This window comes from Paraburkholderia gardini, from assembly GCF_907164575.1.
GTDB lineage: Bacteria > Pseudomonadota > Gammaproteobacteria > Burkholderiales > Burkholderiaceae > Paraburkholderia > Paraburkholderia gardini.
Window position 1 is genome coordinate 16,553 of the sequence record NZ_CAJQYY010000027.1, and the last position, 12,772, is coordinate 29,324.

Consider the following 12,772-nt stretch of genomic DNA (forward strand, 5'->3'; position numbering starts at 1 on the left):
ATCATGGCCGTCATCCGTTCCGATCGTCCTCTCGACTGGCATCAGGTTGCCGCGATTGCCGCCGGCGAGCCACTGGTACTTTCCGCCGATGCGCGCGCCCGCATTGCCGCGGCGCGCGTGCTCGTCGAGCAGATCGTCGAGCGCGGGATTCGCGCGTATGGCGTGAATACCGGCGTCGGCGCGTTGTGCGATGTGATCGTTTCGCCCTCCGAGCAGCGCACGCTGTCACGCAATATCCTGATGAGCCACGCAGTGGGCGTGGGCGCACCGCTCGGCGTCGCGGAAACGCGCGCGATCATCGCGGCGGCCGTCAACAATTTCGCGCACGGCCATTCCGGCATTCGCCTCGAAGTCGCCGACCAGCTCGTCGCGCTGCTCGATGCCGACTGCCTGCCTGAAGTGCCGGCTTTCGGCTCGGTCGGTTATCTGAGCCACATGGCGCACATCGCGCTGGTGTGCATCGGCGAAGGGCACGCGCGGCATCGCGGCGAGCGCATCAGCGGCCGCGAGGCGCTGCGCCGGCTCGGGCGCGAACCGCTCGTGCTCGAAGCGAAAGAGGGCTTGTGTCTCGTCAACGGCACGCCCTGCGTCACGGGTCTCGCCGCGCTGGCGCTTGCACGGGCCGAACGTCTGCTCGACTGGACCGACGCCGTCGCGGCGATGAGCTTCGAGAACCTGCATGGGCAACTCGCCGCGTTCGACGCCGATTCGCTCGCGTTGCGCGTTTCGCCGGGGCTGAACGTCGTCGGTGAACGGATGCGCAATGCGCTCGCCGACAGCGGCATTCTCGCGGCGGTCATCGGGCGGCACACGCAGGATCCGCTCAGCATGCGGACCATCCCGCATGTGCACGGCGCGGCGCGTGACGTGCTCGTTGCCACGGCGGATGTCGTCAATCGCGAACTCGCCTCGATCACCGATAACCCGATCGTCGCCGGTACGCCCGAAGCGCCGCGCGTGTATTCGCAGGCGCACGCGGTGGGCGCCTCGATCGCGCTCGCCATGGACAGCCTCGCCACCGCGATCGCGCAGGTCGCGGCGATGGCCGAGCGTCGTCTCGACCGGCTCGTCAATCCGCTCGTAAGCGGTCTGCCTGCGTTTCTCGCGGAGCCGGGCGGCACGTGCTCCGGCTTCATGATCGCGCAGTACACGGCGGCTTCGCTCGTCGCGCAGAACCGGCGGCTCGCGGCACCCGCGAGTCTCGACGGCGGCATTACGTCGGGGCTGCAGGAGGATCATCTGTGTCACGCGACGCCGGCCGCGCTGAAGACGCTGGAAATCGTCGACAACGCGGGCCGTATCGTCGCGATCGAACTGCTGGCGGCGGCGCAGGCCTACGACCTGCAAACCATCGCCGCCGCCCGCGCGCCGCATACCGACGCGCTGTGGCGCCGGGTACGCAGTCTCGTGCCGACGTACCGCGACGACCGTCCGCTTGCCGGCGACATCGCTGCCGCGTTCCACCTGATCGCGGAGACCGCACCACCGCTTTTCCCGACGCCGGGCAAACTCGCCACGCCGCCCACGGACGACGCTGCGTTCACGTTTGCCAGCAATACGGACATCGCCACCTCCGACACTGCTAACATCGCGGCGAACGATCCTCATTCGGTGGCTAGCGCGGGCTGATAGAGCCCGTGAGCCACCGGATTGACATGGCGGCGGCCCAACCGGCTCGTCCGCCGGTACTTGCGTACAACCCACGAGGTCGACGTGAATCTGAACGAAAGCACAGAACTAAAAGAGGACCGGACGGACAGCGCGCACGCAGCCGTATCGATGAAGGCGCTGCCTGCCTATGAGCAGATCAAGCGTTACGTGGTGAAGCGCATCTCGGAGGGCGTATGGAAGCCGGGCGGGCTGATTCCATCCGAAACCGAACTGGTGAAGGAATTCGGCGTCGCGCGCATGACGGTTTCGCGTGCGCTGCGCGAGCTCACCACCGAGCGTGTGCTCACGCGCGTGCAGGGCTCGGGCACATTCGTCGCGCCGCAGCGCTATGAATCGACCGTGCTGGAAATCCGCAATATCGCCGACGAGATTGCCGCGCGCGGCCACCGTCACACGGCGCGCCTCCTGATGCTCGAACCGGGCGACGATCCGCTTTCGCTCGAAGCGCTTGGCCTTGACGAGGGCCCCGCGTTTCATTCCTGCATCGTGCACGCCGAGGAGGGTGAGCCGATCCAGTATGAAGACCGCTTCGTGAACCCGAAGGTGTTCCCGGCGTATCTCGAACAGGACTTCACGCTCGAAACGCCGAATCACTACATGGTGCGCATCGCGCCGATCCAGCGGGCCGAGTTTCGCATCTACGCGCAAAAGCCGGATGCCAACGTGCGGCGTCATCTGATGATGGAAATCGGCGAGCCGTGCCTGATGCTGTGGCGCAGGACATGGGTCGGCGACGACGTCGCGACGTCGGTGCGCCTGTGGCACCCGGCTTCGCGTTTCCATCTGGCCGGGCACGTGTGAAGCGTTTATCCCTGACGTAGCGACGTATCGGGCGTGAACCGGCAACCCAGCCGGTAACGCGATCCCGGATGCACGAAGCGTGCGTACGTAACGGCGATACCGCTCGACCACGTGCGCCGCACGAGCGTCAGGCACGGTTCTTCCAGCGCGATCTTGAGCAGCCCGGCTTCGGCGCGCGTCGGCAGTCCGGCGTCGACGATATGTTCGATGTCGTGCGCCGGAACGGTCGCGTACAGATATTCCGAAGGCCGCACGGCGGAGAAATCCTGCTGGATGAAGTCAGGCGCGATCGCCGGGTTCACGTAGCGGTCTTCGAGCTGCACCGGCAGGCCGTTCTCGCGATGCACGCAGATCACATGAAACACCGACGCGCCCGGCGCAAGCCCGAGCGCGTTCGATACGCCGGCCGGCGCGGTCTCGCGTTGCGTGAGCAGCGTGTCGCAGGTGTAGTCGTGGCCGCGTGAACGGATTTCGTCGCCGATGTGCGCGATCATGAGGAGCGTCGACTGCGGCTTCGCTTCGGCGACAAACGTGCCAACGCCGGACACACGGGTGAGCAACCCTTCGCTCGTGAGTTCGCGTAGCGCGCGATTGACCGTCATCCGCGAAACGCCGAGCGATGCGACGAGATCGAGTTCCGAGGGAATGCGGTCGCCTGGCTGGCGCGCACCGGATTCGATCGTGTCGCGAATATGGCGCTTCACCTGTTCGTAGCGCGTGGCCGTGGCGCCCGCGGCGTTTGCGCTTCCGCTACGCGAGGCGTTGCTGCTCACGCGGGTTCTCCATCGGTGCTGCCCTGAGTCCAGAACGCGTTGCGGTCGATGTAGTTCTGCAGGAACTGCCGCAGACGCGGTTGCCGCGCATCATGGAACACGTCACGCGGATTGCCTTCGACGGCAATGCGGCCCTCATCGATAAAGACGACCTTGTCCGCCACCTGCGCGGCGAAGCCCATCTCGTGCGTGACGACAGCCATCGTCATGCCGTCGCGCGCGAGCTGTTTCATCACCTGCAGCACTTCGCCGACGAGTTCCGGATCGAGCGCGGAGGTCGGCTCGTCGAACAGCATGATGTGCGGCTCCATCGCGAGCGCGCGCGCAATCGCCACGCGCTGCTGCTGGCCGCCGGAGAGCTTCGCCGGATACGCGTCGCCCTTGTGCGCGAGACCGACCGTGTCGAGCATCGCGAGCGCCCGCTTGCGGGCCACGTCGCCCGACAGGTTGCGCACGCGCCGCAGCGCTTCCATGACGTTGCCGAGCGCCGTCATGTGCGGCCACAGATTGAACTGCTGAAACACCATGCCGACGTTGCGCCGCACGCGATTGATCTCGCCCTGCGAAGCGCGCACGCGTTTGCCGTTGCGTTCGCTGTATCCGAGCAGTTCGCCTTCGATGCGCACGTCGCCGTGATCGTAGGTTTCGAGCGCGGCGAGACAGCGCAGCAGCGTGCTTTTGCCCGAACCCGACGGCCCGATGATGCAGACCACTTCGGATTTTCCGATGTCGAGATCGACGCCGCGCAGCACTTCGTTTTCGCCGAAGCGCTTGCGCAGGTCGCGCACCTGGACGAGCGGCGTGGCGGTGGTGTGTGACGAACCGGACGAAGAAAGGGAAGAGGGCATGTCGGTCATTGCATTCATGTTCACGTCCAGTGTCGCGCCAGGTTTCATGCCATGAAACGGGAGAGACGGTGCTCGGCCCACATGCCCGCGCGCGAGGTCAGTTCGACCAGCGCGAGATAGCAGACGCACAGCACCAGTAGTGTCTCGACGAATGCGAACGTGGCCGAACCGATGCCGGTCAGCACGAACGTGAGTTCGGGCACGGTCACGATCGACAGCACGGCGGTTTCCTTGCTGAGCACGATGATCAGATTCGTCAGCGCGGGCACGATCAGCACCAGCATTTGCGGCACCTGGATACGCACGACCGTTTGCCAGCGCGAAAGCCCAAGGCAAGATGCCGCTTCAAGATGGCCGCGCGGAATGGACTGAAAGCCGGAGCGGAAAGCTTCTGCAAAATAGGCGCTTCCGTAAAGACCCAGACCGAGCACGCCGGCGGTCATCGGTTCGAGCGTGAGGCCGAACGACGGGCCACCGTAATAGAGCAGAAACAGCTGGACGAGAAACGGCGTGCCGCGAAAGAGTTCGATATACGCGCGCAGCACGCCACGCATCCAGCGCCCGCCGAAGAGTTGCAGGACCGCGATGACAAATCCGAGCACGAGGCCGATCAGCACGCCCGCGACCCACGTGCCGAGCGTGGTGAGGAGCCCGGCTGCGATCGGCTGGAGATTGTGCGTGATGACGGTGGGATCGAACTGCTGCATCGCGATGACCTCAGGCGTGCTGCAAACGGTGTTCGGCGGCGTGTGCGACGAGCGACAGCGCACCGCAGATCACGAAGTAGATGAGCCCGGCAGCGACGTACGCTTCGAGCGGCCGGTACGTGCTGGCGGCGATATTCTGCGCCGTGCGCGTGATTTCAGCGACGCCGACCACCGAGATCAGCGACGACGCCTTGATGAGCAGCACCATTTCATTCACGAGCGAAGGCAGTGTCAGGCGGAACGCTTGCGGCACCTGAATACGCCGCAGCATGTCGAGCGGCGACAGGCCAAGCATCCGCGCGGCCTCAATCTGTCCGGGCGGAATGCTGAGAAAGCCGCCGCGCAGAATCTCCGCGATATACGAGGCCGAACAGAGCGAGACCGTGCTGATCGCGGCGACGAGCGGCGATACGTTGATACCCACGAACGGCAGCAGGTAATAGACGAGCAGCAACTGCACCAGCATCGGGACGCCGCGAAAGAAAAACACGTAGGCGCCGCCGAACATGCGGGCCGCGCGATGGGCGGAGAGCCGCGACGAGCAGACGCCCACGGCAACGAAGAAGCCGGTCAGAAGTCCGGTCAGCGAGATTCCGACGGTGGCCAGCGCCGCATGAAGCAGCAGCGGCAGGCCCTGTGCAAAGACGGTTGTGCTGAACATGTCACCTGCAAGCGAAGTCTGGTTGCGGGGTGCGTGCCGTGTCGTTGTGTCTTTTGACCCGGACACGCACCGCGCACTGCGTCAGCGCATCAGTAGTTCGGCGTGGGCATCGTGGTCGGCGCATCCATGGCGACACCGAACCACTTCTTTTGCAGCGCGGTGAGACGGCCGTCGCCGTGCATCTTCACGAGCGCGGCATTGAATGCATCGGCGAGCGACTTGCTGTCCGCGTCCTTGCGCAGGCAATACGCGAAGTAAACTTTCGCGCCGAACGGCGGCATGACGACAGCAAAGGCTTCCGGACGCTGTTTCGCGACGTAGGCGATGTTCGTCATCGAGTTCGCGACCGCCGCAATGCGGCCGGCGGCGAGGTCGGCGTAAGCCTGGTTGTTGTCGACGTATTCGCGGATTTCAGGCGGCTTCGGCAGCGTCGCCACATAGGCCTTCAGCTGGTCGAGCTGCGCCGAGCCCTTGCCCGCGCCGACGGTCTTGCCGGCGATATCCGACGACTGCTTGAGGCTCGTGTCGTTCGCGCGTTTGAGCAGCGCGTCGGTGGCGTCGGCGATGGGAAGGGTATACGTGTAGCGTTCCATGCGCGCTTTCGTCACCGTCAGCGGGCCGCCGACCATGTCGAACTTGCCGGCTTCGAGGCCCGGCAGCACGCTTGGCCAGGGCAGGTCGATGAAGCGGACCTTCACACCGAGTTCCTTGCCGACCTCCGCGAAAAGGTCCTTGTTGAAGCCTGCCTGCTGGCCGTTCTCGAGAAAATCGAACGGCGCGAACTGCATTTCCGTGCCGACGACGAGTTCGCCGGCCTTCTTCACTTTCGCGAGTTGATCGTCCGCATACGCGCTGCCGATGCTCGCGGCACACAACGTCAACGCCATCAGACGACACTTCCAGCCTGCAAGGATGCTCATGAGATTCTCCGGTGGGCAAAGCGGTGTCGCGCGATGATGGTCGACGCGAGCCATGCGAGGCAGTATATACCGCAGTTTTGGTGCGAAAAAATAAAGCGCATGCCGGTGTGAAGGTCTGATCATTGGCCGCTGCCCGGCATTGCGCTGCACCTTGCGAAGGCGCTTTTGGCGGTATATACAACGATGAAGTCATGATGTCTTTTCCCGCCTGGGCGTCAGCCTGTGCGTGCCGGGCTTACACGGAGCGTTGCGATGCCACCTGTCACCCGTATTCCGGTCATCGACCTCGCCGGCCTGCATGGCGGTAAGGATCCGCGGACACTCGCGCGCGTGGGCCGCGAGATCTACGACGCCTGCACGACGATCGGCTTCTTCTACGTCGTGAACCATAGTGTGCCGCAGTCCGCGATCGATGCTGCGGAACACGCCGCGCGCACGTTCTTTGCGTTTCCTGTCGAAACGAAGCGGCGCGCCGCGGTGAACCAGCGGCATCGCGGGTTCAATGCGCTGGGCGACGCCACGATGTATCAGGCGAAACGGCCCGACTACAAGGAGTTTTTCAGCATCGGGCTGGAGTTGCCGGAGGACGATCCCGATGTGCGCGCGGGGCAGGCGTTGCGCGGTCCGAACAACTGGCCGGACTTCATGCCGGAATTGCGTCCGGTGTTGTACGGCTATTACGAGGCGGTGGCCGCATGCGGCGCCGACCTGCTGCGCGCGGTGGCGGCCGGCCTTGGAATCAGCGAGGATTTCTTTGCGTCGCGCTATACGAAGCGCATGCAGCGCACGCAGATGGTGTATTACCCACCGCAGCCGCCGCAGTCCGGTGCGGACCAGTTCGGCGTCGCTCCGCACACCGACTACGGCTGCATCACGCTGTTGTGGCAGGATCAGGTGGGCGGCCTGCAGGTGCGCGAAATCGCGAATGACACGTGGGTCGATGCGCCGCCGGTTCCGGGCAGCTTCGTCGTCAATGTCGGCGATCTGCTCGCACGCTGGACCAACGACCGCTTTCGCTCGACGCTGCATCGCGTGATCAACGCGTCGGGCCGCGAGCGCTATTCGATCGCGACGTTCTATGATCCGACGTATGGCGCGCGGGTCGATCCGCACGATCTGGGTGTGAGCGAAGCTGAACGCCGGTATGAACCCGTCGCAGCCGGCGACTACATCCTTGGGCGCATCAACGATTCGATGGGCTACCGGAAAAAACACGCAACACAGGGAACACCGGCATGACGATGGAACACGACGCAGCGCTGGCAGCGACACTCAACGCGCTGCGCGAGGCAATCGGCGACGACGCGGTACGCACCGGCGACGAGATCGGCGAACGGTCGATGACGGACTACACGCGCCACGCGCCGATGCGTCCCGCGGCGCTGCTGTTGCCGCGCACGACGCAGCAGGTGGCGCGCGCGATGATGATCTGCAACGACGCGCATCAGAGCGTCGTGCCGCAAGGGGGCATGACGGGTCTTGCGGGCGGCGCGATTCCCCGCGCGGCCGATATCGCGATCTCGCTTGAGCGCATGAGCGGCGTCGAGGACGTCGATGTCGCGTCGGCGACGATGACCGTGCGTGCGGGCACCACGTTGCAGGTCGCGCAGGATGCCGCGGCGCAGGCGGGTTTCGAACTGACGCTCGATCTCGGCGCGCGCGGGTCATGCCAGATCGGCGGCAATCTCGCGACGAACGCGGGCGGCAATCGCGTGATCCAGTCGGGCACCGCTCGGGAGCAGGTGCTGGGGCTCGAAGCCGTGCTGGCAACCGGTACGGTGCTGACTTCGATGAGCCGGATGGTCAAGAACAACACGGGCTACGATCTCAAGCATCTTTTCATCGGCTCGGAAGGCACGCTTGGCATCATCACGCGCGCGGTGCTGAAGCTGCATCCGCCGCGTGCGTCGCGTCATACGGCGCTCGTCGCGCTCGATGGCTACGACGCGGCGGTCGACCTGCTGCGCCGTCTGACGAAGCGGTTCGGCAACGATATCGGTGCGTTCGAGATCATGTGGCCGGATTTCTTCGACTTTGGGGTGTCGCTGACTGCTGAAGCGCGTTCGCCGTTTGCGCAGGCTTATCCGCTTTACGCGCTGATCGAACATGCAAGTTTCGATGCCGCCGACGACGGCCAGCGCTTCGCATCCGCGCTCGGCGATGCGCTGGAATCGCGCGCGATCCGCGACGCGGTGATCGCGCAATCGGTCGCCGATGCGCGCGCGTTGTGGGCGATCCGCGAATGCACCGCGGAGTTTCCATCGCGGCTTGACCCGGTGAATTTCGACGTGAGCCTTTCGATCGGCGAGATCGGCCGCTTTGTCGACCAGTGTCGTGCCGCGCTCGACAGAAAATGGCCGGGCAACCGTTCATATTTCTTCGGCCATATCGGCGATTCGAACCTGCATGTGACCGTCGACGGTCATTCGGTGCCGGGCGTCGGACATCATGCGATTTACGCGTTCGTCTACGAGATGCTGGGGCCGCTGAACGGCTCGGTGTCGGCGGAACATGGCGTCGGGCTTCTCAAGCGCGAGTTTCTGCCGATCTCGCGCTCGCCAGAGGAGCTTGCGGCGATGCGCGCGATCAAGCATGCACTCGACCCGAACGGCATCCTGAATCCGGGCAAACTTCTTTAGACACGAGCGCGGCTCGCGCATCGGGCATTTTGCTCAATGCGCTAGCAGATGCCGTGCAATCACCGGGTAGACATCGATCGCGGCCCGCTTGCCGAATATGCAGTCGATGTGGCCGTATCCGTTGATGATGTGGCGCTCGAAGTTATCCGGCCCGAACTGGTCGACCAGCAGGTTGTAGGTCTTCTCCGTGCTCTCGGGTAGATAAACGCGGTTCTCCGAACCGTGAATGAACGCGACCGGCAGGTTCATGCGGGCGATATTCGGCATGTAGATATCGTCGCCATCGGCGCTAACCAGGTGTCCCTTGCGGACGATTTCGGCCAGCTGGTCGAAGAGTTCCACGTCGTGTACGCCGAACAGTTCCTGCAGATTCGAATGCAGCAGGTCGTCGAGTTGCGCGTGTTCGTAGAGCAGCCCGTACAGGAACGTCGCGCGATGGCACACGGCGCTCGTGCATTCTTCATCGTCTTCCACCGGATAGAACTTCAGCGCGTCGTCGATCAGATTCTTCGGCCACGTGTCGCGTTTCGTGTACGCGGTCATGTCCTTGATGCCGATGTGCTTGAGAATGTCCGGCAGGTGCAGGCCCGCCTTGATCCGCGCGGGCAGCGGGGGCACGAGATGCGCGGAGACCTGCGAGAGCACCACGGAACGCACGCCCTTCAACCCCGACAGCAGCGACATCGTGCAGGCCACGGCGCCAAAGCAGTGCGCGAAAATCTGGATGCTGTCCGCGCCCGACAGCTCGCGCACTTTCGCGACGGCAGCGGGGATGTCGTATCGCGCGACGGCGTCGGCGGTCGTGGGGTCGGGCGCACCCGGCAGCTCGATACTCACGCGCAGATCGACGAGCCATACATCGTGCTGCGTGGCGCACAGGAATTCGACGAGATTCGTATCGATGAGATCCGTCGAATAGATACGGCTCGACACACCCGAGCCGTGAACCAGCAGAACCGGCCCGTTGTTGCCGCCGTGAAAACGCGTGAGCCGCAGCGTCTTGCCGTCTTCGGTGTTGAAGAACGAAACCTGCTGCACGGGTGCGCGCAAGGCCCGCTTCACGCGCGGCTTCGCGTCAGGGTCGAAATATTGCAGCGGCGCGGCGACGCCGCCATATTCGTTAAAGAGCACGCCGCTGAAGAATTTGCCGAACTTCACCGCCCACGCGAGCCGCGTTTCGGCGTCGGGCGCGTTGGTGATGTCGTAGGTGCGCGACTGTTTCAGGAAATTCTCGAACGTGATGATGAGCGTCGCCGTTCCGATGACGGGCGCGTCTTCGGCGGGCGATTCGCGCATCTGGCCGTAGAGCGTGTTGGTCTGCGTCCACAGTTCGAGCAGCGAGGTGTGCGTGATGATTTTCTGGCCGAAGAAGTAGTACGTTTTGCCTTCGACGGACTGGAGCGTCATCCGGTAATTCATGTCGCGCCGGTCGACATTGTCCTTGTCGACGACGAAAAGGTTAAAGCGTCCCTCGCTGATCGTGAGCGGTTGCGCCGACAACGCAACGCACGTCATCGTGCCGGCGATGCCCGCACGATGCTGCGGATTCTTCATCATGTCGTCGAGATCGTCCGACTTGATGGTCGCCGTGAACTGCATCCTGACGGCATTCTTCGCGCCAGCGGGCGTGTAGTCGCCGATCATCGTTTCGGTAAAGCGGATGCCGACCTTCGGTTGCGACGGCGGCGCGGACGTGCCCGCCGATTCGTAGTCGATAGTCCAGCCGTGTGACGTAGCCAGTTGCACGCAGTTGCGTTCGGCCAGCGCGGAAATCGTCAGCAGCGGATTGACGCCGAGCGACATCGGCATCACGGCGCCATCCATCACGTAGAGCCCGTCGTGTACCGCGTTGCCCGCCGCGCCGCTGAACACGCGGCCGGCCTGATCGACGACGCCGTTCGCGGCATCTTCGGCCATGCCGCATCCGCCAAGCGGATGCACGGTCACGAGCCGGTCCTTGAATGCATCGAGCGAGATCGGATTACGCACATATTCGCCACCGAGCGCGACGCTCGCGTCTTCGAGCGATTGTTCGACGGTCGCATAGATCGGCTGCTTGCCCGCATTCGGCCAGCTGATGCGCGGCCGGCCGTCTTCGACCGAAATCTCGCCGCTTTCGTCGTCGTGGGCCATCACGAGATACGTCTGCGTGTTGCGCATCGCGCCGCGATACGGCCCGCGCAGCACGCTTTCGAGAATGCGCGCTTCGCTGTCGAGCGCGCCTTCTCCGGGCAGATCCGGCACGCGCACGCCGGCGACCGGAGCGGTGACGCCGAGCACGCCCATCATCATGCCGCCGATCGGCGCCGCGAGCGATCCTTCCTCGATCACGAAGCCATCCTTCACGTTGGGCGTGTCGCGATGATCGATGATGCCGCAGATCGTCGGGCCCACTGGCGGGATGTCGCCGGGCTTGTGGGTGCCCCAGCCGACGCCGTTGATTTCCGTGTCGGTGTTGAACGCGAATGCGAGGACGTCGCCGTTGCCGGTGAAATGATGGCCGAGTTGCGGCGACACGCTGAGCCCCGCCTGCTTGGAGCGCAGCAGAATCGCGCTCGAGCCGATCGTGCCGGCCGACAGGATCACATGATCGGCCAGCACGAAGAGATCGGGCGCATCATAGATTTCCCGGCCGACGTCGACCACCTGGTAGCGCACCATCCATTTCTGCGTTGCCTTGTCACGAACGACGGAATGTACGGCCGCGCCCGTGAAGATCTGCGCGCCGTGCGCGACGGCATCGGGCAGATAGTTCATGTGCGTCGAATTCTTCGCTTCGTGATTGCAGCCTGAATTGCAGTCGCCGCAACCGATGCACCGTTCCTGATGCACGCCGGCGGCGTTGGGTCCGGTCGTAAACGTGACGGTGATCGGCGGCCGGTAGAAACGGTCTTCCATGCCCAGCGCCTTCGCCGACAGTTCCAGCGCATCGAGTTTCGGCAGACGCGGATAGTCCGGCGGCACCGGCGACGGAGTCAGCATGGCGACGGCGCGGGCGTACGCCTTGTCGAGACCGTCCCGGTCGTTGCGCACCGCGGCCGGCCAGCGCGGATCGTCCCACAGACGCGGATCGGGATGCAGCGCGACGTTCGCATTGATGAGCGACGTGCCGCCAAGCCCGCAGCCGACGACCGCATTCACTTCCGCGTTGAGGTGTACTTCCAGTAGCGCGAGCGGCGAGCCGATCTGTTTGAACGCGGTGTTGTACTGCACCTGCCCGATCCCTTCGAGCGGTGTCGCCGGAAACTCGCCCGCCATGAATTCACGTCCGCGCTCGAGCAGGCACACCTTGCGTTTCGCCCGCGCCATGCGGCTCGCGGCAATGGCGCCGCCGTAACCAGACCCGACGACAACGACCTCGTAATGCGGCTCTATCGCGGCAATGGCGCTGGACAAGCGGTTCATACGACCACCTCGCATGCACGTGCGCAGGGTGGGAAAACCCTGGCAGGACTGGACGGAACGGACGGGAAGGCGCGGCGCGACACGGCGGACACGCGGCGCGTCTGTTTATCTTAGACGGCACACGTCCGCACAATTAAAAAAATGCAGGTATCCGGAGTTAGAGGTTGACGTTCGCCATGCATGCCCGCGTGGCGCTGGCCCTCAGGGGCGCCTCGCCAATACTTTCTGCATTCGGCAAATGCAGCACTGGCAGATGCCAAAGTGGCAATTGCGTCGACGCGCAAGGCTCGACCGCACGCTGGGCGCACTGTTCCGCGCAATACTTTTCCCCAGCGCCTGAGAGACCT

Annotated in this window: 10 protein-coding genes; 4 read left to right on the top strand and 6 right to left on the bottom strand. The window is 64.3% G+C overall.

The features are described from left to right. Positions 1 to 3 precede the first annotated feature (3 nt). Together LPA34_RS20805 and hutC (LPA34_RS20810) are read left to right on the top strand one after the other, a co-directional pair. Complete coding sequence (locus tag LPA34_RS20805) at positions 4 to 1,629, top strand: HAL/PAL/TAL family ammonia-lyase (protein WP_228981718.1); 1,626 nt, start codon at positions 4 to 6, stop codon at positions 1,627 to 1,629. 150 nt (positions 1,630 to 1,779) lie between these two features. Beyond that, complete coding sequence (gene hutC / locus LPA34_RS20810; protein ID WP_228981855.1) at positions 1,780 to 2,472, top strand: histidine utilization repressor; 693 nt, start codon at positions 1,780 to 1,782, stop codon at positions 2,470 to 2,472. 5 nt (positions 2,473 to 2,477) lie between these two features. Here hutC (LPA34_RS20810) and hutC (LPA34_RS20815) read toward each other — a convergent pair whose 3' ends face one another. From hutC (LPA34_RS20815) to LPA34_RS20835, 5 genes are all read right to left on the bottom strand, one after another. After that, positions 2,478 to 3,245: a histidine utilization repressor gene (hutC, locus tag LPA34_RS20815; RefSeq protein WP_228981721.1), complete on the bottom strand. Its 768-nt coding sequence runs from the start codon at positions 3,243 to 3,245 to the stop codon at positions 2,478 to 2,480. Further along, positions 3,242 to 4,111: an amino acid ABC transporter ATP-binding protein gene (locus tag LPA34_RS20820; RefSeq protein WP_324251763.1), complete on the bottom strand. Its 870-nt coding sequence runs from the start codon at positions 4,109 to 4,111 to the stop codon at positions 3,242 to 3,244. The genes hutC (LPA34_RS20815) and LPA34_RS20820 overlap by 4 nt, the downstream gene beginning before the upstream one ends. Before the next feature lie 26 nt (positions 4,112 to 4,137). Continuing rightward, positions 4,138 to 4,800, bottom strand: a complete 663-nt coding sequence (locus LPA34_RS20825; protein ID WP_228981723.1) for an amino acid ABC transporter permease — start codon at positions 4,798 to 4,800, stop codon at positions 4,138 to 4,140. A gap of 10 nt (positions 4,801 to 4,810) precedes the next feature. Then, positions 4,811 to 5,461 carry an amino acid ABC transporter permease gene (locus LPA34_RS20830; RefSeq protein WP_228981725.1) on the bottom strand — a complete coding sequence of 217 codons (651 nt, stop codon included), beginning with the start codon at positions 5,459 to 5,461 and terminating at the stop codon, positions 4,811 to 4,813. A gap of 89 nt (positions 5,462 to 5,550) precedes the next feature. Continuing rightward, a complete protein-coding gene (locus LPA34_RS20835; RefSeq protein ID WP_228981727.1) occupies positions 5,551 to 6,381 on the bottom strand; it encodes a transporter substrate-binding domain-containing protein in 831 nt (276 codons plus the stop codon). Between the two features lie 252 nt (positions 6,382 to 6,633). On the opposite strand from LPA34_RS20835, the gene LPA34_RS20840 reads away from it, so the two are divergent. Both LPA34_RS20840 and LPA34_RS20845 read left to right on the top strand, forming a co-directional pair. Beyond that, positions 6,634 to 7,620: an isopenicillin N synthase family dioxygenase gene (locus tag LPA34_RS20840; protein ID WP_228981729.1), complete on the top strand. Its 987-nt coding sequence runs from the start codon at positions 6,634 to 6,636 to the stop codon at positions 7,618 to 7,620. Further along, the gene (locus LPA34_RS20845) at positions 7,617 to 9,020 is read left to right on the top strand and encodes an FAD-binding oxidoreductase (RefSeq protein WP_228981731.1); all 1,404 of its coding nucleotides are present in this window, start codon (positions 7,617 to 7,619) and stop codon (positions 9,018 to 9,020) included. The genes LPA34_RS20840 and LPA34_RS20845 overlap by 4 nt, the downstream gene beginning before the upstream one ends. 33 nt (positions 9,021 to 9,053) lie before the next feature. Here LPA34_RS20845 and LPA34_RS20850 read toward each other — a convergent pair whose 3' ends face one another. Beyond that, complete coding sequence (locus LPA34_RS20850; protein ID WP_228981733.1) at positions 9,054 to 12,425, bottom strand: alpha/beta fold hydrolase; 3,372 nt, start codon at positions 12,423 to 12,425, stop codon at positions 9,054 to 9,056. Between the last annotated feature and the right edge of the window lie 347 nt (positions 12,426 to 12,772).

Excerpts from the sequence above, each read along its gene's own strand:
- LPA34_RS20805 (WP_228981718.1), top strand. The coding sequence starts at position 4 with ATGGCCGTCATCCGTTCCGATCGTCCTCTCGACTGGCATCAGGTTGCC.
- hutC (WP_228981855.1), top strand. The coding sequence starts at position 1,780 with ATGAAGGCGCTGCCTGCCTATGAGCAGATCAAGCGTTACGTGGTGAAG.
- LPA34_RS20820 (WP_324251763.1), bottom strand. The coding sequence starts at position 4,111 with ATGAATGCAATGACCGACATGCCCTCTTCCCTTTCTTCGTCCGGTTCG.
- LPA34_RS20825 (WP_228981723.1), bottom strand. The coding sequence starts at position 4,800 with ATGCAGCAGTTCGATCCCACCGTCATCACGCACAATCTCCAGCCGATC.
- LPA34_RS20830 (WP_228981725.1), bottom strand. The coding sequence starts at position 5,461 with ATGTTCAGCACAACCGTCTTTGCACAGGGCCTGCCGCTGCTGCTTCAT.
- LPA34_RS20835 (WP_228981727.1), bottom strand. The coding sequence starts at position 6,381 with ATGAGCATCCTTGCAGGCTGGAAGTGTCGTCTGATGGCGTTGACGTTG.
- LPA34_RS20840 (WP_228981729.1), top strand. The coding sequence starts at position 6,634 with ATGCCACCTGTCACCCGTATTCCGGTCATCGACCTCGCCGGCCTGCAT.
- LPA34_RS20845 (WP_228981731.1), top strand. The coding sequence starts at position 7,617 with ATGACGATGGAACACGACGCAGCGCTGGCAGCGACACTCAACGCGCTG.
- LPA34_RS20850 (WP_228981733.1), bottom strand. The coding sequence starts at position 12,425 with ATGAACCGCTTGTCCAGCGCCATTGCCGCGATAGAGCCGCATTACGAG.